The organism is Lysinibacillus pakistanensis (assembly GCF_030123245.1).
GTDB classification, from domain to species: domain Bacteria; phylum Bacillota; class Bacilli; order Bacillales_A; family Planococcaceae; genus Lysinibacillus; species Lysinibacillus pakistanensis.
The window spans coordinates 403895-424054 of the sequence record NZ_CP126101.1; the positions used below are offsets into that span (position 1 = coordinate 403895).

The window sequence follows — 20160 nt, forward strand, 5'->3', positions numbered from 1 at the left end:
CGGAAACAAGCATATAGACGTTCGCTTGTACGTCTTGTGAAGAATCAAGCATGAGAGGCTACTAAATTGGTAGTCTCTTTTTATAATGACAATACGTTCCATTTATCCTATCATTGTAGGTAGATGGGAGGTGAGGTAGTTGGGACATTTTGTAGACAAAAAAGATCATGATGAATATATAGAAATACAAAATAATTTGACTGAATTGTTAAAGAAACAAATGAGCTCAAATTCAAGTGAGGAAATTGAATCGCTAAAAAAAGAAATCAGAATACTAAAAACAGAATTAGCGAAGTATGAGGAAATTTTAAAGTTGAAGAATTAATACATAGAAAGTCACATCTAACAAGGTGTGGCTTTTTATTATGCTCTAGTACATTGTGTACCAGACCTATGACGGTGGTTCATATTGAACTATCATCTTTTATTATGCCTTGAAGACTGTATATCCTATCAACCATTAATTAATCGTAGGCGTTAATCGTGGGGTTATGAATAGGGTGTGCAGTCTTGGAGATGTAAGAAAGGATGATTGGATGGATAAAGAAGTAGTTTTAAAACCATTAGAACGATTAATCACTTTACTAGCTAATACTGAATATGAATCAGAAGCATTGAAAGTTAAAAAAGAAATAGAAACTATCTGGGATGAAGAAGAGTTTCAATTTTACGCTAACTATGTTTGGGATTAATATAAGTCGAAAGCTAAACAGACTATAAAAGCTAATGAGCAAACCATTATGAGTTGTGGAGGGTAAAGTATATGCCATTAACAAAACAAAACTTAATTAAAACGTTTAACGGTGCGCGTGAATATGAAGCTCCTTTTGTATTTGTAGGTATTGAAGCAGAAGGAATTAGAGAAGTAATTACAGTGCCAGCTATTTCATTCGATGCGAAAGAACAGTTCTACACCAATGCATATAGCGATGATTTAGTACACGTAATGAATAGCAAGGTGAGAGTGTTTGGCTTAACATACGGCAATGCCGATGCAGTACATGACCTAGTCTAATTGTGGAGGGATGAACAATGGCAAACGTAAAAGGAATCACAATTGAATTAGGATTAGATAGTAAATCTAAATTAAAGTTACGAGCAATTGCAAAGCATGTAGGAGCATTGGCTGATGAGTTGGATAGGATTGATAACCTTAAAGAATGTCCTGAGTGCAGTAAACTAATGATTTCTTGCGAAATGTATTTGGATAACGAATTAAAAAGTATAAATAGAGAATGCGAATGTGGTTATGTAATGGGTTGTGACTTTGGAAATGAACTACCAACACATCCAGAAGGCAGCGAGTAATTAAATAACATTCTACAAGTCATGCGAATTATCGTATAGCTATTTTTTATGCAAAAAAATAATCCTTTGATGCGCGAACATCAAGGATTGGACCAACAAACTATACAGGAGTTGTTGATATATGAATAGTAACATCGTTGAACAAATTTTGCAATTACGTAGAAATAATATGGGAATGCGTACTATCTCAAAGGAATTAAATATTTCGTATAACAAAGTCAAATACCATTGTCAAAAGCATAACTTAGGTGGATTTATCGCTAATAACCCGACTGTAGATAATGCATTCGAAATGTTCTTAGTTAACATCAAAAAGAATCATAATAAAGAAGTGGAATATGTGTCTGGATATATTGATAGCGAACAGCCAGTCCTAGTTAGATGTTTAAAATGTGGTGACGAATTCAACAGAGCTGCACAATTCGCTAGAAAGAAAAGGAAAGTTAAATGCTTAAATTGTGAGAGTATCAAACGTATTGAACGTGATCAACGTAATAAAGAAATGAATAAGTTGAGAAAGTTAATTCTATCTAATGTAGTAAAAGTCACATCATCATTAAGAGAACTTAAATCAAATCGATGTGTTGAATGCGATAAACATTTTTATTCACAAAGGAAAGTTTTGTACTGTTCAAAGAGATGTAGCAAACGAAAAGAAAACAGAAGAAAAGAAATAAAGAAACGCAAAGCAAGAATGAATGGTCAAGTTGACTATTCAATAACAATTGAAAAGCTAATCCAAAAAGAAAAGAACGTCTGTTATTTATGTGGAGGTCAATGTGATGTTAATGACTTCAACACAAATGATAGAGGTTCTTTTATTGTTGGCCACAACTATCCATCAATAGAACATGTGGTACCAATTGCTAAAGGTGGTACTCATACATGGGATAACGTAAAGCTTGCTCATCATTACTGCAACTCGATCAAGAGAGACAAGAAGATTATAGAAGATACAGGACAGATGGTGTTGATATTATGAGTGAAAGCAATCGTTATTACAACAAACATAAACGTAATCGAGAACGACAATTATTTTATCAATCAACAGCATGGGCAAATGCCAGAGAATTAGCACTTAAACGTGACAATTACTTATGTGTTGAGTGCTTAAAAGAAAAGAAAATACGCAAAGCAGATGTCGTTCATCATCACATTGAAGTGAAAGACGACTTCACAAAAGCATTAGAGCTTGATAATCTTTCGAGCATTTGCCATATGCATCACAATAAAATTCATGGTCAATCGAAGAAAGAACAACCAAAGATTTCTTCAAAGATTGATGTTGTGGTAAACAAACAAAATAAAGAAATGTTTTAGGGCATAGCCCCCCTACCAATAAAACTTTAGGGGTACCAACTTGGAATCGGCGATGGCCCTTCGCTTGCAACGCGGATGACTTATGAAAGGGGGGTAACTGATGGAAGAAGTTACAAAGGAATTGTTGCGGAGCTATTTAGGTGATAGTTATCAACCATCTGATGAACAATTGATTACGCTATATGTTGAAACTTACGAGTTTTATAAACGAATGCAAACTGAATTGAAAAACATGCCATTGATGATGGAACACACCAATAAAGCGAACGCAACAAACTTCATTAAGAATCCTCTTTCGATTGAATTAACTAAAACAGTGCAAACTTTGAACAATCTGCTGAAATCTTTAGGTTTGACGCCTGCTCAACGAAAGGAATTTAAGTTGGGTGGTGGTCATGTTGACGATGGCTTCGACAGTTTCTAAAATTGATGGTTTACTAATCGTTGTAAAGCCTTCTCCAGTCCTGTTAACAACCTGGTATGCCAAGCAAGTTGTGGAGGGCAATATCATAGCTTGTAAAAAGGTTATACAAGCATGTGAAAGGCATTTAAACGATTTAGAAAGACAAGGTACAGAAGATTTCCCTTGGATTTTTAATGAAGAAATAGCTCATAGACCGATTGAATTTATTGAGAAGTTTTGTAAACCTTCCAAAGGCGCTTTCAAACAACTTACTATGCAAGCTTGGCAGCATTTTAGTTTAGGTTCTATTTTTGGTTGGGTTCATAAAGATACACAGATAAGGCGCTTCAAAGAGGCGCTTATTTTTGTTGCACGAAAGCAAGGGAAAACTACTAAAATCGCTGGAGTGACGATTTACGGAGCTTCTAAAGATGGAGAAAACGGTGCTGATGTGGTTCTTTTAGCAAATAGTATGAAACAAGCAAGATTACTATTCGATGAAGCGAAAGCAATGGTTAAATCTTCTCCAGCATTAGCAAGACGTTTCAGACCGTTACGGGATGCGATTCATTTTGATGCTACATTTAGTAAGATCGAGCCACAAGCAAGCGACAGCGAAAAGTTAGACGGTTTAAACACACATATTGGGGTGTTTGATGAAATCCACGAATACAAGGATTACAAGTTAATTAACGTTATTAAGAATAGTCGTCAAAGTCGTACACAGCCACTATTAATTTACATTACAACAGCGGGTTATCAATTAGATGGTCCACTTGTGAACTATTACGAACAAGGTGCAGATGTATTAAATGGTGACATAGTTGATGAACGAACGTTTTATTACCTTGCTGAATTAGATAGTGTAGATGAATTTGATAAACCTGAAATGTGGATTAAAGCCAATCCTAATATGGGTGTATCTATCAAACTTGCTGACATGATTGAAGATTGGGAGAAAGCTAAACGGACTCCATCAGAACGTAACGACTTTATCACAAAACGTTTTAATAAATTTGTAAGCAACAACGAGGCTTCTTTCCTTGATTATGAGGTATTAAAACGTAATGATAAAACAATAACGTTAGAGTCTGCTACTGCTTCCTCATCAGCTGTGGGGGGCTTCGACCTTTCCGACAGTGAGGACCATACAAGTGCTTATCTTGAATGGGCAATCCCTTCAACAGGCGAGGTTGTTCTTCATGGTCATACATGGGTTCCACAAGCAAAAGTGGATTCAGATAACGAAAAAATCGACTATTACAGCCTACAAGAAGAGGGACTGTTAACTATTGTACCTGGTGAATATGTGAAAAAAGAATATGTTTATGATTGGTTTGTTGAACAGTCAAAAAAATATCCAATAGAAAAAATTATGTATGATCCAGCAAAAGCGTTTGGTTTAGTTGAAATGTTACAAGCTTATGGTTTTATAACAGAAGTTGTTCGACAAGGATTTATAACACTTGGTCCAGCTTTAGATGATGCAAAAGAACGCTTCATTGATGGAAATGTAATCTTTAATAATAACCGTTTATTCCGTTGGTACACTAATAATGTTGTACTTGTTGAAGACAGAAACAAAAATAAAATGCCTACTAAACAAAGTCGCTACCGTAAAATTGACGGATTTGCGGCTTTTTTAAATGCTCATGTTGAGGTAATGAAGAAATTCGTAACTGTACAAGGCGAAGGCAATATCAAGTTTATTTCATTAAATGATTTGTGATTGGAGGGAGGTGAACAAATGAATATATGGAGCAAAGTTAAAGCCTCTCTCTACACAGCTTATGCTACGTGGAAAGGGCAAGGTTATGATTTTTCATTATGGCAAGGGAGAACGTTTTGGGGTGTTGATAATTCTCAATTAGCAACAAATGAGACGATTTTTAGTGTCATTACTCGATTATCTAATACGATTTCAAGTTTACCAATTAAATTATATAAACATTATGACGTAGAAAATAACAATTTGAGTGATTTGCTAGTAAATCCAAATCCAAATATGTGTGGTTGGGAATTTATTAATAAACTAGAAGTATCCCGTAATGAACATGGTAATGGTTATTCAATTATTTTACGTAATTACTTAATGCAACCTGAATCACTTGTTGTACTTGATAATGTACAAGTTAAACCATTGATAGATGATGCAACAGGTGAATTGTGGTATGAAGTGCGAGGAAATAATAAAACAAGTTATATCCACAACATGAATATGATTCATGTAAAACATATTACTGGATCCAATCGTATAGAAGGTATCTCACCATTAGATGTATTAAAAAATACTCTTCAATATGATAAAGCGGTTCAGGAATTCTCTCTTTCTGAGATGGAAAAGAAAGAATCATTCATTTTGAAATATGGAGCAAATGTATCAGAAGATAAACAGAAGCAAGTAATAGCGAATTTTAAACGTTTTTATAATGAAAATGGCGGTGTTTTATTCCAAGAACCAGGTGTTGAAATTGATAAAATGCCAAAAACGTATACACCAGGTGAAACCATTTCATCTGAAAAAGTAACACGAACTCGAGTTGCAAATGTATTTAACATTCCACTTTCTTTTTTGAATGAACAGGGTGGAGGATTTGCAAACAATGAGCAGATGATGATTCAGTTCGTTCAAATGACACTTACACCAATTATTCGTCAATATGAACAGGAATTTAATCGAAAATTACTTACACAAGATCAAAGAATAGCTGGATTTTACTTTAAATTTACTGTTAATTCACTTTTACGAGGTGATACGACTACACGTTCAGCATTCTATCAGCAAGGCATTCGAAATGGTTGGTTTACTCAAAATGAAGTTAGAGGTTGGGAAGACTTGCCACCGGATAAAGCAGACCAAGCAAATCAATTATGGATTAGTGGTGATCTTTATCCAATTGATATGCCAATTGAAGAACGGAAAGGTACTTCTGCTGCTACCTCAACTGTGGAAGGGGGTGAAAAAGATGAATAAAAAGAAAACATTCTTTGATGTCAAAGCATCGGTTGATGGTAAATCAGCAGATGTTTTTATTTTGGGCGAAATTACTCCGTGGGCATGGGAGGAGTATGGCGAAATGTCATCTGTAGTTTTTAAAGAAAAACTTGATGCAATCGGAGATGTGAGCACCATTAATTTATACGTAAATAGTGGTGGTGGTTCAGTATTTGAAGGAATTGCTATCGCAAATATGTTGAAACGTCATAAAGCGCGAGTAATCGGGTATGTGGAAGCTTTAGCTGCATCTATTGCGAGTAATATCATAGCTAGTTGCGATGAAGTGCATATGCCATCTAACTCCATGTTAATGATTCATAATGCGATGAACAGTGCATTTGGTAATGCAACTGATTTACGGAAAGTCGCAGATGATTTAGATCGTATTAATGAGGTTCAAATTGAAACATATATGGCGAAAATCGGAAGCAAAACATCTGAAGAAGAACTTCGCCGCATGATGGATGAAGAAACTTGGATATCAGCACAACAAGCTTACGAAATCGGGCTCTGTGATGTTGTGGAAGGCGCTAATAAATCTGTAGCTTGTTTATCAAATGAGCATTCAAAACAGTTTAAAAACCTTCCAAAAGCGTTATTACATCCGAAAGATGATGTTCTGACGGAAGAAGAAAGACAAAACATTATTGCGGATTCTAAGGCGAATCTTACTTACTTACAATCATTAAATTTAATCTAAAGGAGGGCATTTAAATGCCAACATTATTTGAATTAAAACAAAACATGGCTACAATTGGTCAACAAGTAGCGAAAATCGATACAGATTTAACAGCGAAAGCTATCGATCCACAAACAACACGTGAGGAAATCCAAGCATTACAAGAACAAAAAACAGATATGCAGGCTCGTTTCGAAGTAATCAAAGCTCAACATGACCAAATGGAGGCTGAACAAAAAGCGAAGTTTGCTCAAAATCCATTAGCTCAGATTGACGACCCGAAACAAAAACGTGCAGAAGCATTTGCTTCTTTAGTGCGCTCAACTGTGCGTAATCAGCCTGTTGAACAAGAGATTTATGCTGCGTTAGGTGATAACACAAATCCAACAACTGGCGGAGAAAAATTCTTACCTAAAACAGTTGCACAAGAGATTATTACTGAGCCAATGGTTAAAAATCCAATGCGTGATTTAATTACAGTTACAAACATTATCAATCTCGAGATTCCAAAATTGTCATACACGATTGATGATGATAATTTCATTGCAGATACAGAAACGGCTAAAGAATTGAAATTAGAAGGTTCTACAGTGACATTTGGACGCTTTAAATCAAAAGTATTTGCTGGTGTTTCAGAAACAGTACTTGCGGGTACACATACAAATTTAGTATCACATGTAGAAAATTCATTACGTTCTGGTCTTGCTGCTAAAGAAAAGAAAGTACAATTTGCAACAACTCCAAAAGCTGGTGAAGAGCACATGAGTTTCTACTCTACGCAAAATGCGATTAAGAAAGTAGAGGGTGCTGATCTTTACAAGGCAATCAAAGCAGCTATTGCCGATTTACATGAAGATTACCGAGAAAACGCAAAAATCGTCATGACGTTTGCTGATTACTCAACGATTATTGAAACATTAGCAAATGGTAACGCAACACTTTACGCAGCTCAACCTGAACAAATTTTAGGTAAGCCAGTGGTGTTTGTGGACGCTGCAACAAAACCTATTATTGGTGACTTCTCTTATGCTCACTTAAACTATGATTTAAATGTCCTATACGAGACTGATAAGGATGTAAAAACTGGTGTTAATGCATTTGTATTAACTGCATGGTTTGATCACCGTATTAAATTAAAATCTGCCTTCCGTATTGCTGATGTAGTCGCTACTCCTTAATTGGAGATAGCGGTTTTTAATTTCTTGAAAGAAGGTGAACTAAGTGTACAAAGTAATTAATCGTTTCAAAGAGAAATACCATGACGATCATATTTATGAGGTAGGTGACCCCTATCCTGCAGATGGCAAAAAGCTCGTTAAAACTCGTGCTGAAGCTTTAACGAAGGTCCATGAAGAATATAACGTGGCTTTTCTAAAAGCTGTTGAGGAGCCTAAAAAAGCTTCTACAAGGCCAGTATCGAAAGAGCTGCCCACAGATGAAGAGAGTGATGAATAATGAGCTCATTACTTGAAGAATTTAAAGAATATTTACGTGTTGATGGGAATTATGAAGATTCAACATTAAATTTGTTTCTTGCCAGCGCAAGTAAAACATTAGAAAATTCAGGGGTTCGTCTTCCACAAGATTTATATGAAGTTAACGAAAATGGAATTGAATTATATTCATTACACCGTTTAGCTATCCTTACTCTTGCATCTCATTATTATGAAAATCGTCAAGTTGCTTCACAAAATGCACAAAATATTGTTCCGTTTTCTGTTCAACACATGATTTTACAGTTGAAAGTCGGTGATTCTAGTGAATCCGGCTCAATTCAATAAGCGAATATTAATAAGAAAACGCACTTTGACTACAGATGAATTGCTACAAGAAATCGAAACGTTTGAGGACTACGGAAGCTATTGGGCCATGATCAAAACGCTAAAAGGTAGCGAAATAATGGGGGCCGGAAGAGAGCAGACAAAAGTCGAGAAACGTTATGTGTTAAGGTACTCTAAATCATTAGATGAATTTATCAACAGTGAACATACAACTTTCGAAGTGGTGCAAAAGGGCGTTGTATATGATGTTAAAAGTGCTATCAATGATGATGATATGAACATTACTGTCACAATCGTTGTTGAAGGGCGGTCATGATATGGCAACAAATATAAATAACCTTGCTGCTGAAATTAACCGTACTCTAGCAAACTATGCTCATGGTGTGGGAGAAGATATAGAAAAGGTTGCTGAAAAAGTCGCTAAAGAAGGTGCACGACAATTAAAAATTCGTTCTCCTATTGGTGTAAGACATCGATATGCAAAAGGGTGGCGAGCAAAAAAAGTAGGCAATCAATGGGTCGTCCACAATACTGAATATCAACTTACTCATTTACTTGAAAAAGGCCATGCACTTGTTGGTGGTGGTCGTGTGGCTGCACAGGTTCACATTAGACCTGTCGAAGAAGAAATGATTGACGAGTTTATCCAAGGTGTTGAGGAGGCGATAATAAGATGAATTTACCTGAATTAGCCCAAAATTTAAAAGCGCTTGGCTATCCAGTAGCTTACTCACATTTTAAATCAGCACAAGCGCCTCCCTTCATCTGCTACTTAGTTGTGGATGGCGACACATTTAGCGCTGATAATAAAGTATTATCAAAAATCAACTATGTTGATATTGAACTGTATGTAATCAATAAAGATTTATCAGCAGAAAAGAAAATCGAAGATATGTTAAATGAAAATGAACTCCCTTGGTCTTACGATGAAATATTCATCAGAGACGAGGGAGTTTTTAAATGCACATATTCAATTACTTTAATTAATTAGGAGGTCATTTAGATGGCAGAAAACAAAGTACAATTTGGTATTAAAAATGTTCACTATGCAGTTGCTACAGAAGGTGCGGATGACACTATAACTTATGCTACACCTGTACCATTTCCAGGTGCAACAGCATTAAATTTAGATCCTAAAGGTGAGCAATCAGACTTTTATGCAGATGACCGAGTTTACTACACGTCTTCCACAAACTCTGGTTACGAAGGAACACTTACGGTGGCAGCATTGCTTCAACAATTCCGTGTGGATGTTTTAGGAGATCAATTAGGCACAGATAAAGTACTAACAGAAAATGCTGATGCAAAACCAAAGAAAATTGCTTTATTATTCGAATTTGATGGTGATGTAAAAGCTACTCGTCATGCTTTATACAACGTTACAGTTTCACGCCCTGGTATGGCTGGTGAAACAAAAACTGAAACGACTGAACCAGGTACACAAGAATTATCATTTACAGCTGCTCCTACTGTCACAGGAATTGTTAAACGATCAACTACCGCTGAAACTGAAGCAGCAATTTATGATGCTTGGTACACTAAAGTATTTGAACCAACGGAAGTACCAACACCTTAATAAATAAACTGTGGAGGGCAAATAGATGGAAATTACATTAACGATTGATGGAAAACAAATACCTTTTAAATCAAATGGAGCTGTTGCAAAACGTTATATGATGCAATTCCAACGTGATCTATTAAAAGATATTTTAAGCATGGGCGTTGCGGAAAAAAGTTTTGATAAAATGTCGGAAGGCGAAAAAGTTACTTGGAGAGTTTGGTCAAGGACTTGACAAAGCAACTCGAGAAGCAATTGACGGAACTGGAATTGCTATTGATCAAATGGAAACTTGGGGGCAAGCAGTTGCAGAAGGTGGAGACAAGGGTAAGCAAGCAATTATTGAAATGAATACTGCATTAATGGGTATTAAAGATGAAACAAAGCGTAATGAGATAGGCGTATTGATGTACGGAACGCTATGGGAAGAACAAGGAGATAAAATCTCTCAAACGCTTCAAAACGCTGAAAATCATATGAAATCTACCGATGATATGCAAAACAAGTTAACTGGTGATATAGCTAAAATGGATGCTGACCCTGCATATCGTTTAACAGAAGCAATGGGAAGTATCAAAGAAACTCTAGCACCTTTATTAGCAGGAATTGCAGAGTTTGTTGCCAAAATAGCTGAATGGGTCAGTAATAATGCAGAATTAACAGCAGCAATTGTCGCGATAGTTTCTACGATAGGTATTCTTGTAGGTTTATTCGCTGCATTAATGCCAGCCATTGGTGGACTCGTCACCGCATGGCCTGCATTGGCTGCTGCAGTAGGAGCAATTATATCACCTGTAGGCTTGGTTGTTGCCGCCATTGCTGGGATAGGTATTGCTTTAGTGGCTGCTTATCAAAACTCTGAGACATTTCGGGAAAATGTTCAAGTGGTTTTTTCTAAAATAAAGGAAATTGCAGTCGCAGTCTTTGAAACTGTGGCTTCTTTTATTGGAGAAAAAATTGCACAAATTAAGCAGTTTTGGGACCAAAATGGCCAACAAATATTAAAGGCAGTAGAGAATGTTTTTAATGGTATTAAAACTGTCATTGAGTTTGTTATGCCTGCTGTAAAACTTGTGATAGAAACTGTGTGGAATGCCATTAAACAGGTTATTGATGGCGCTTTAAATGTCATTATGGGAGCTATTAAAACATTCAGTGGTCTTTTCACAGGTGACTTTTCAAAAATGTGGGAAGGCGTAAAACAAATCTTTAAAGGAGCCATTGATTTAGTTGTCGGTTGGATGACTCTATCATTCTTTGGTGGCATTAAAACGATTGTTACAAATCTCGCTAAAACAGGTGTAAGTCTATTAAAAGGCATGTGGGACGACATAGTAAAATTCTTTACCTCTATGGGTTCCAAAGCGTCCTCCACTGTTTCTAGCTTTTCAACTTCTGTACTTAATTTCTTTAAAAACTTAGCTACAAATACCACTAGTACGATTTCTAATATGGTCACATCTGTAGTAAATTTTGTTAAAACATTAGCTACTAATTTTGTAAATACAGTTTCTACGATGAAGACAAACGTAGTCAATAAAATGACTGAAATTAAGGATGGAATGATAGAAAAAATCAAATCGTTACCTGAAAAATTTGTAGGAATCGGTAAAGATATTATCAACGGTCTAATAAAAGGTATATCAGCTATGACAGCAAATGTGCTTGAGTCTATTACTGGTGTTGTGGATGGCGTAGTAAATAAAGCAAAAAATTTATTAGGTATCAAATCTCCATCTCGTGTATTTGCTCAAATTGGTGCATGGGTTAGTGAAGGTTGGGCAATCGGCATCGAAGAAAAAGGCAGCATGGTAAAAAATGCAGTGAGCGATATTGCTCTTACGGCACAAGATATTGCCGAACACTATGTAAATGAAGAGAAGAAATTACGTAGTGGTGCCAATTCAGAGATTGCAAAAATTGAAAAAGACAAGGCTACTGAAATTGCTAAAATCGAAAAACGTATGCATGAAGATGTTACGAAAATTCAACGTGCAGCATCTAGCAAAAAGAAAAAAACTACACAAGATGATGCGCTTAAAATCCAACGTATACGTGAAGATGCAGCAGCTAAAATATTAAAATTAGAAACTACATCCGATGAAAAAATTAAGAGCCTAAAATCAAAGTCAACAAAAGAAATCATCGACCTTGAAAGTAAAATGAATAAAGATTTGTTGGAAGAAACAAAGCGTTATATTGACGATAAAAAGTCACTAGATCAATTGTCTTTAATAGAGGAAGCTCAAATTTGGGAACAATCAATGAAGCTATTTGCAGAAGGTACTCAAGAACGTGTCAAAGCTCAACAAGAGTACAAAAAAGCAACAGAGACTGTTAGTAAAGAAATCACAGCAATAAATACGGATTTCTCAAACCAAATCCAAAAAATTAATGATGATTTAATTAAGCAAGAAGAAACTCTAACAAAAGCATATACAGACGCAGTTGATAAGCGTGCTCAGTCTCTTGTATCCTTCAAGGGACTTTTTGACGAGTTTAAAGTAGAAATGGATGTAACTGGAGAGCAATTAATAGCTAATCTATTTTCACAAGTAGATGGTTTCAAATTGTGGCAAAAAGAAATTGAAAAAATCTCAGGAAGAGCGATTGACAAAGGTTTACTTGAAGAATTACGTCAAATGGGTCCAAATGCTTTGCCAGAATTAGTTGCTCTTAATCAGCTTACTGATTCACAATTGCAGCAATACAGTAATTTGTACAAAGAGAAATCAAAGTTAGCTAGAACACAAGCTGAAACCGAATTAAAAGGTATGAAAGATGATGCAGACAAACGAATTTCAGAACTAAGAAAGGCAGCTAATGACCAACTTGATACGTTGAAAAAAGAATGGAATGACAAGATTAAATCATTAACAAATGCAACATCTACAGAGTTATCCACTCTAGAACAAATCGGAGTAGATGCTGGTAATGGTTTATTAAATGGTCTTTCTTCTACATCTGAATCTATTAGAAAAAAAGCTTTAGAAATTGCTGAATCAGTAAGTAAAACAATTTCTGGGGCACTTAAAATTAAGTCTCCTAGCCGGGTTACAATGGGCTTTGGTGTAAATATCAACGAGGGTTTAATTAAAGGTATAGAACAGTCTCAAAACAAACTACAAGGTGCTATGAATAATGTGTACGGATCATTAGCAAGTAGTGCAAATAAATCTCAAGCAAATCAAATAGCGCAACAGCAACAGATTATTAACCAATCAAGTAATATCGATTTATCAACTTTAGTAGCTGCTATTACACAATTAGCATCACGTCCAGTAGAAACGATAATCAATATGGAAGGTCAGCAAGTAGCTAGGGCTGTCACTCCGTTTGTGACTAACATTATGGGTAATAATTATAATTCCGAATTACGCAGAAGTGGGGTGAAATGATGATTGTCACAAATTTAGCCAATGAAACCGAATTACTCGTTGATTACAACGGTTTAAAAAGAATTCGGAAGGTAAATGGCGATTATTCATTATCCTTTGTAATTTTAAAAACTGAAAAAAATCAATATGCTTATCCACTTGTTGAAGAAGAAAGCATAATTAATTATGATGGACAACAATATCGAATAAAAGATGTGACGGAAGTGCTTGCTGGTAAAACACCGATAAAAACAGTACAAGCCTCTCACATCTTTTTTGATTTAGTTGATACGCATAAATATGACTATCTAGAAAATACACAACACCTACAGTCGTGCTTGACATTTGCTCTTGATGGCACAGGCTACACGTTTGAAGTTATCGACTCATTTGCAAGTGCTATTTTTGAAAAGTTTGGTGAAGATAACTCGTTGTCACTAGTACAAAAAGCATTAAACGTATTCGGTGCCGAAGTGCAAATTAACAACAAACATTTAAAATTTTATCGCCAAATTGGTACAGATACAGAAACACAAATACGGTATGGCTACAACGTTAAAACACTTGAAAGATATGTAAATACAAATAATCTTTCCACTCGTATTCGAGGATTCGGTAAGAAAAATGAGAATGACAGTTACGTTGTAACAGCCGAGTATTTATCTCCTAACCACACTATATATGGCATACGTGATGCAAAGCCAGTATATGACGAGCGATATACCGTCCACAGTGAATTATTAGACAGAATTAAATCAGAGCTAATAGATGAACCACAAGTAAGTTTTAAAGTGGATGCCTTGGAGCTTAAAAAGTTAGGTGTATTAACGGAGCAATTAAATGAAGGTGACAGAGTATTTGTTATCTATGAACCTCTTGGTATTGATTTAATTGCTAGAGTGCTTGAAATAGTAGATTATCCTGAATCATCGAAGCCAGCCGAATACGTATTTGGAAACTTCCAGAATAATTTCGTAAGTGAAATGGCTGGTTTTCAGAAAACGAAAGATAATGTGGATGCCATTTTAAACGGTAATCAAAAATTGCCTTATAACGTACTAGATGATGCTGTATTGCGAGCTACAGAAGCTTTAACATCAGCTATGACCGAGTTGGTTTTCGATAATGGTATTATTGCTCGAGATCCTTCAAATCCTAATCGTTTGGTACTGATTAATTCTAAGGGTATCGGTATTAGTGATAATGGAGGCGCAACCTTTAAAGAAGCAATAACAGCCGATGGATTTGTGTTGAGTGCTGGTGCCGTTGGACAATTAAAAGCCAATAACATTGATGTAACAGGACTTATCCGAGGCATTAATGATGAGGGCGAAACAACAATTGATGGTGGCCGTATCACAACAAATAGTATTGATGTACAAAAACTTATGGCTGGTATATTAACAGGTTTTATTATTCAAACAAATGAAAATCCATATCTTCCCCGCATTTACATGGGTGGTTCGAAGTTTGAAGCTACAAACGGTGATTCAACAATCATAATAGACACTATGGATTGGGATGGTTATGCAGGTTTTATTGTAAAGTCTGGCGCTGTAGATATGCGGCTCCAAGCATATAATGATCGTACAATGTTATCATCAAATGGCGCTCCACTTGAAATATGGGCACTTAATAGTGGTGTTAAAATTAATGGCGATTTTGAGGTAAGTGGTAGCAAAAATGCAACTGTACCAACAAGTATTGGTCACGTAAATGTATCAGCATATGAAACAGCAGAGTACTTCTTTGGTGATATTGGTAGAGGTAAAGTTGTGGAGGGCCAATGCATTGTAGAAATAGAACCGCTGTTTAAAGAAACAGTAAACACAGAAATCACTTACGAAGTATTTTTAACTCCGTATGGTAAAGGTGTTATTTATGCTGATCCAGATGAAATGACAGCGGACCAATTCATTGTCCGAGGTGATGACATTCCGTTTGCTTATGAAATCAAAGCAAAACGTAAGGGCTATGAGGACGTGCGATTGGAATTATCACAAGAAAGCGAGGTAGAGGACATTGTACAAAATGCTTCGCAAAACTGATGAAGGTATTGAGGTATTTTATACTGATAATTTACAAGCAAAAAAAATACTAGATACTGAGCGTAAGAAATCTAGAAACTTAAAATCTATGGTTATCACAGAAGCAAATAAAAAGAATGACCTTCGCCAGCGACAAAAAATGGCTAGTGATTTACGAAAAATTAAAATAGCTAAAAAAGAGGTGCTGCTATGATTGTTCAATTTTCGGATGGCACCACAAAGGATATTCAAGAATATAACCTAAAGCGATTGTTCCATCGAATACCATCATTAGGAATGGATCATATGTTTGAACCTGTGGAGGGCAGAGGGGATTTAGTAGCAGGCACTCAATATAAACAACGAGTTATAACCGTAACACTTTTGTATATCGTTCAAGACATCTGTGGTTATGACCTTCTACGAGACGAATTAAACGCACTTTTTACTAGAGATGAAGCATTCTATATCACATTTAAGCGTGAACACTGGAAACGTTATAAGGTGAGGTTAGCACAGCAACTAGAGATAGATCCAAATCGACACATGAATAGTTTTGATATTACATTTCGTATGGACGATTTATTCGCTGAATCGTTTGGTACCTCATTAGATTTGCAAAACCGTGGTGAATGGGATGAAGATATTTGGGGATTTGGTTCAGGGATTAATTACGATACTCAATATAGTTATACATTCAATACAAATAGCTTTGTTGTAAAAAATATCGGTAATCAAACTATTGATCCACGTAAATCCAGTTTAGAAATCACATTAAAAGGTACGTTCAATAGCTTTGTACAAATTAAAAATAATACGACTGGTGATGTATACAGATTCAACAATGCTTTGTCCTCCACAGATACTTTGAAATTATCGGGAATAAGGACTTTGAAAAATAGTTTGAGTGCCTTTAAGCACACTAATCATAAACTGTTAACCTTGGCACCAGGAGATAATAACATAACTGTGGAAGGCGGCACTGTAAATAGTGTCGTTTTTGATTTCAGATTTTTATACAAATGAGGTGATAGAATGGCAAGTTTAAATAGATTAGCTTCGAATTGGTCACGTGTAGAACGTGAAAAGTTAAATACTAACTGGAGCATAATTGAGAACTATTTATCCAATTTACAAGGGCAAATAAACTTACTTACTGGTGGCGTAGATGTTCAGGAACTCATTAACCAAATTAATGATATTTTGAATCAAGGTAATGTCATAATTGGTGATTTAGAAACAGCTTTACAAGAGGCAACTACAGTTATCGCCAATGCTCAAAATGCTACTACTGATGCTCAAAATGCAGCACAAGAAGCATTGAATGCCATTAATGATATGCAAGCATTTATCAATCAATTTGGTAATGCTGAAACGTATGATAATGGCAAGCTTTATAAGGCAAATAATATTGTTGAATTTAATGGAAGTGGATTTATTTGCGTACAAGATACACAAGGTAATACACCTCCAACACTTCCAATTAAACGTAATGATTGGTGGCAGTTAATCGCTCAAAGAGGTGTAGATGGAACAGGTTCAGTTTCGAAGGTTGCAGGGAAGTCTCCTGAATTAGATGGAAATGTACCTTTAACAGCACAAGATGTAGGAGCTGCAAGTAGCGTAGATTTTGATAAACTTTTTAGTCTGAGTCCATCTGTATTAAAAATACCTTTAGCCTCTAAATATAGAGGGTGGCAAGGCGTTACTGTTTACAACGATTTGATCTATGTTGTAACTGACAGAAACGATAATTTTGCTTTAGAAAATATCATTTCTGTTTATACACTAGATGGGAAGCTAGTTTCAGAGAAACGAAACGCCTATACTGGATTAGATCCTCAAGGTAAGTTTATGTCATTTGGTGATATAAATGAAATTGACGGGGTGTTTTATGCTACTGTTTATAACTTAAATGATGGAGGTAGCCCACTTGTAAGTAGAATAATTAAATTTGATCCAGACACTTTGGATGTGTTAAGTGAGCATGAAATCGGTGGAAATGCAGCAGAATCAGTAACTAAACATGATAACGCTTTTTGGGTAGCTTATCATGATATCTATACGGTCAGGAAGTTTGATTTAAACTTTAACTTTTTACAAGAATACAGCCTTGTTATGGAACCAGGTTACAACCAAGGCGGACCACAAGGGTCGTTGTGGGAAGGTAATTATTTTTATGTTAACCTACACGGAACTAACTTCATTTTTGAAGAACCTTTTGCCGAATTACGTAAATACCAATTCGATGGTATTGGTTTTAATTTTGTTGAAAAAATTAATCCACCTACAGAAGGATGCGGACAAGGTCTATCAAAATATGGTGAGTATTATTTTTGGAATGATAGAATAAGAAATCATATAGTTGTATCAAAAAAAATAAGAAACGGTAAAGTGTTTCCAGTAACGTGTCATGAAGGAATTTCATTTAAACCTACACTATTAAGTGGGTGGCAAGGTATCGGCGGAGATAATAATAGATCACTAAGAGTAACAGAGGTTAATAGTATTATTTATTTAAATGGAACATTAAATAACGTGAACACTGGTGACTGGGTTTATAACGGAGATGGTACAAACCCTATTTGTAAAATCCCTCCACATTTATCTCCAGCTTACGGTTTTAACTTTGGTGCACTGACTAATAAGGGTATTGTACGTATTTCTATCGTAGGACCTAAAACGGAATATGGAATACTACATCCTGATAAAGTTGGTAACATTATCCCTCAAGATATATCTGGATTAAATCAAGGAGGGCTTATTGAATGGGTGTCTTTGGATGGTATTAGTTATCCTATATAGTACCATTTAAAATTAAAAATTAATCAAACCTTCCAATTTTGGTATTGTAATAGGTATAATATTTTGTGAATTAATATCAAAATTTGGAGGATTTGAATGCTATTTAAAACTATTGTATTGATATGTATATTTTCATTGATTGTATGGAGTATATCTTACTACTTGAATAAAACAGTAAATAAAAATTTATTTGGACTCGTAGATGGATTTGTAATTGTTTTAGTAGTCAATGCTCTAATTGCAACACCGATCTTGATTTTTAAAAAATCGTTTATGATTTATTTATTCTCAATATTAATCGTTTCGATTGTATTAGTAGTGTATTTTCTTAAAAAATACGGAATACCTAGACTAACTAACATAAAAATAGATTTTTCTTTATTTAATGTTATTGCGACAATATTTGTCATTACTCAGATAATAACAACTATTTTTTTATACAAACTTGACTATGATGATTCATTTTACTTACCATTAGCAAATCAAAGTATGGTTGATGAAAGTCTATATTCATATGATTCTTCTACCGGAAATAAAGATTTTCCTATGATGGCATTCTATGAATTAGAATCGTGGGAACTTTTCTTGGGCTTGATTGGATATGTCTTTCAAATACCAATTCCAGTTTTAGCACACACAATAATACCCATTATCTTGATACTTTTATCATATTTAGCATATGCAAAGTTTTTTAGCCTTTTTGTAGAAAAAAAGTATATTTCATTAATGATAATATTTATTTCTATTTTTCATTTGATGGGAGCGTACTCCAGTTTTTCTCAGGGTAATTTTTTACTTGCTAGAATGTGGCACGGTAAAGCTATTTACTTAAATATAATGTTACCTTTACTTCAATATTATTGTATTAGGTATTTAGATAACAAAGAACTTAAGAACATTATATTTGCTTGTTGCATTATAGTGGCTTCTATAAGTCTTAATCCATCCTCAATTTATTTGAGTACATTCTTTATTGTAGCTATTATCGTAGCAGGAAGTATTAATGAATTTAAGAATATTAAATCGATACTGAAACTTTTAATTACTTTCATTCCAATCGGTTGTTATGTTTTGTTACTTTATAATGGTTCCCGTAAGTATTTAAACAATTGGATGATAGAAGAACTTCAACCTCTAAATTTCTTTGGTGATTTAACAAATTATATAGGTAAAGGGTTTTACTTTTATTTCTTGTTGATAATACCTATACTTTTATTGAAAAATAAACAGAAAAACATTAGAGTGTTATCTATTTATACAATTGTTTTATTCATACTATTTATTAATCCTTTTTCTGCAAAAGTTCTGGCAGAATACTTCACTTCTGCACAAACATATTGGAGAATATTCTGGTTGATTCCATTAGGGACAATTATAAGTTTGGCAGGCGTGCTTATTTATACTCAAATCAACAAAAATAAAATACTTAAATATACTAGTGTACTTTTATTTTCGCTTTTATTAATTCTTTCAGGAAGTTTTATATATTCTAAAGAAAATAAATTTATCGCTGAGTGGAATCCTTATAAAATTCCTTTAGAAGTGGTAGAGGTAAGTAACTACTTAAAAAGCGAAGAAAAAATAAAAATAGTAGCAAGTGAAGAAGTATCAATGTATATTCGTAGTATAGCTAGTAATGTAGAGTTATTATATACAAGGTATGCTTATATGATAGGATTTTTAGGTGAGTCTCCAGAGTTTAATGATCGTGTAGTTTTGTATGAAATAATTAATGGAAATATAATGGACTATACTAATTTTTTTGCTTTAATAGAAAACTATGATATTAATAAAGCAGTCATAAAAAAAGAAAATAAAGATTTAATAGAGTTTCTATCAAAGAATAATACAACTATTGAGTACCAAACAGATAAATATATAATGTACAAATTTAAATAAACCAT

Annotated in this window: 24 protein-coding genes; all 24 read left to right on the top strand. The window is 34.7% G+C overall.

The window, feature by feature from the left end:
• The first annotated feature begins 139 nt into the window (after positions 1-139).
• A complete protein-coding gene (locus QNH24_RS02020; protein WP_283870518.1) occupies positions 140-325 on the top strand; it encodes a hypothetical protein in 186 nt (61 codons plus the stop codon).
• Between the two features lie 211 nt (positions 326-536).
• Positions 537-692 carry a hypothetical protein gene (locus tag QNH24_RS02025; protein WP_283870519.1) on the top strand — a complete coding sequence of 52 codons (156 nt, stop codon included), beginning with the start codon at positions 537-539 and terminating at the stop codon, positions 690-692.
• A 71-nt stretch (positions 693-763) separates the two neighbouring features.
• Positions 764-1015 (top strand): hypothetical protein, encoded by a 252-nt coding sequence (locus tag QNH24_RS02030; RefSeq protein ID WP_283870520.1) that lies wholly within the window; start codon positions 764-766, stop codon positions 1013-1015.
• Between the two features lie 17 nt (positions 1016-1032).
• Positions 1033-1308 carry a hypothetical protein gene (locus QNH24_RS02035; RefSeq protein WP_283870521.1) on the top strand — a complete coding sequence of 92 codons (276 nt, stop codon included), beginning with the start codon at positions 1033-1035 and terminating at the stop codon, positions 1306-1308.
• Between the two features lie 121 nt (positions 1309-1429).
• Entirely contained in the window at positions 1430-2290 is an 861-nt protein-coding gene (locus tag QNH24_RS02040; protein WP_283870522.1) for an HNH endonuclease, read from the top strand.
• The gene (locus tag QNH24_RS02045; RefSeq protein WP_283870523.1) at positions 2287-2628 is read left to right on the top strand and encodes an HNH endonuclease; all 342 of its coding nucleotides are present in this window, start codon (positions 2287-2289) and stop codon (positions 2626-2628) included. Before QNH24_RS02040 ends, QNH24_RS02045 begins: the two co-directional genes overlap by 4 nt.
• A gap of 100 nt (positions 2629-2728) precedes the next feature.
• Positions 2729-3052: a P27 family phage terminase small subunit gene (locus QNH24_RS02050; protein WP_283868950.1), complete on the top strand. Its 324-nt coding sequence runs from the start codon at positions 2729-2731 to the stop codon at positions 3050-3052.
• A complete protein-coding gene (locus QNH24_RS02055; protein ID WP_283934540.1) occupies positions 3033-4760 on the top strand; it encodes a terminase large subunit in 1728 nt (575 codons plus the stop codon). Before QNH24_RS02050 ends, QNH24_RS02055 begins: the two co-directional genes overlap by 20 nt.
• Positions 4761-4778: 18 nt before the next feature.
• Positions 4779-6005 carry a phage portal protein gene (locus tag QNH24_RS02060; RefSeq protein WP_283870525.1) on the top strand — a complete coding sequence of 409 codons (1227 nt, stop codon included), beginning with the start codon at positions 4779-4781 and terminating at the stop codon, positions 6003-6005.
• Positions 5998-6729 (top strand): head maturation protease, ClpP-related, encoded by a 732-nt coding sequence (locus QNH24_RS02065; RefSeq protein ID WP_283934521.1) that lies wholly within the window; start codon positions 5998-6000, stop codon positions 6727-6729. The genes QNH24_RS02060 and QNH24_RS02065 overlap by 8 nt, the downstream gene beginning before the upstream one ends.
• A gap of 14 nt (positions 6730-6743) precedes the next feature.
• Positions 6744-7886 (top strand): phage major capsid protein, encoded by a 1143-nt coding sequence (locus QNH24_RS02070; protein WP_283870527.1) that lies wholly within the window; start codon positions 6744-6746, stop codon positions 7884-7886.
• Positions 7887-7929: 43 nt separating this feature from the next.
• The gene (locus tag QNH24_RS02075) at positions 7930-8163 is read left to right on the top strand and encodes a hypothetical protein (RefSeq protein WP_283870528.1); all 234 of its coding nucleotides are present in this window, start codon (positions 7930-7932) and stop codon (positions 8161-8163) included.
• Positions 8163-8489, top strand: a complete 327-nt coding sequence (locus QNH24_RS02080) for a head-tail connector protein (RefSeq protein WP_283870529.1) — start codon at positions 8163-8165, stop codon at positions 8487-8489. Before QNH24_RS02075 ends, QNH24_RS02080 begins: the two co-directional genes overlap by 1 nt.
• Positions 8490-8514: 25 nt before the next feature.
• Positions 8515-8805 carry a phage head closure protein gene (locus QNH24_RS02085; RefSeq protein WP_283870530.1) on the top strand — a complete coding sequence of 97 codons (291 nt, stop codon included), beginning with the start codon at positions 8515-8517 and terminating at the stop codon, positions 8803-8805.
• Position 8806: 1 nt separating this feature from the next.
• Positions 8807-9166: an HK97 gp10 family phage protein gene (locus QNH24_RS02090; protein ID WP_283870531.1), complete on the top strand. Its 360-nt coding sequence runs from the start codon at positions 8807-8809 to the stop codon at positions 9164-9166.
• The gene (locus tag QNH24_RS02095; protein WP_283870532.1) at positions 9163-9480 is read left to right on the top strand and encodes a hypothetical protein; all 318 of its coding nucleotides are present in this window, start codon (positions 9163-9165) and stop codon (positions 9478-9480) included. The genes QNH24_RS02090 and QNH24_RS02095 overlap by 4 nt, the downstream gene beginning before the upstream one ends.
• Before the next feature lie 12 nt (positions 9481-9492).
• On the top strand, positions 9493-10065 hold the full coding sequence (locus QNH24_RS02100) for a major tail protein (RefSeq protein WP_283870533.1): 573 nt from the start codon (positions 9493-9495) through the stop codon (positions 10063-10065).
• A gap of 25 nt (positions 10066-10090) precedes the next feature.
• A complete protein-coding gene (locus QNH24_RS02105; protein WP_283870534.1) occupies positions 10091-10282 on the top strand; it encodes a hypothetical protein in 192 nt (63 codons plus the stop codon).
• Positions 10227-13445, top strand: coding sequence for a hypothetical protein (locus tag QNH24_RS02110; RefSeq protein ID WP_283870535.1), 3219 nt, complete (start codon positions 10227-10229; stop codon positions 13443-13445). The genes QNH24_RS02105 and QNH24_RS02110 overlap by 56 nt, the downstream gene beginning before the upstream one ends.
• Positions 13442-15472 (top strand): phage tail protein, encoded by a 2031-nt coding sequence (locus QNH24_RS02115; protein ID WP_283870536.1) that lies wholly within the window; start codon positions 13442-13444, stop codon positions 15470-15472. The genes QNH24_RS02110 and QNH24_RS02115 overlap by 4 nt, the downstream gene beginning before the upstream one ends.
• Positions 15456-15665 (top strand): hypothetical protein, encoded by a 210-nt coding sequence (locus QNH24_RS02120; protein WP_283868935.1) that lies wholly within the window; start codon positions 15456-15458, stop codon positions 15663-15665. Before QNH24_RS02115 ends, QNH24_RS02120 begins: the two co-directional genes overlap by 17 nt.
• Positions 15662-16477, top strand: coding sequence for a phage tail family protein (locus QNH24_RS02125; RefSeq protein WP_283868934.1), 816 nt, complete (start codon positions 15662-15664; stop codon positions 16475-16477). The genes QNH24_RS02120 and QNH24_RS02125 overlap by 4 nt, the downstream gene beginning before the upstream one ends.
• Before the next feature lie 9 nt (positions 16478-16486).
• Positions 16487-18256 (top strand): hypothetical protein, encoded by a 1770-nt coding sequence (locus tag QNH24_RS02130; RefSeq protein ID WP_283870537.1) that lies wholly within the window; start codon positions 16487-16489, stop codon positions 18254-18256.
• A gap of 96 nt (positions 18257-18352) precedes the next feature.
• On the top strand, positions 18353-20155 hold the full coding sequence (locus QNH24_RS02135; protein WP_283870538.1) for a DUF6077 domain-containing protein: 1803 nt from the start codon (positions 18353-18355) through the stop codon (positions 20153-20155).
• Positions 20156-20160: the final 5 nt, after the last annotated feature.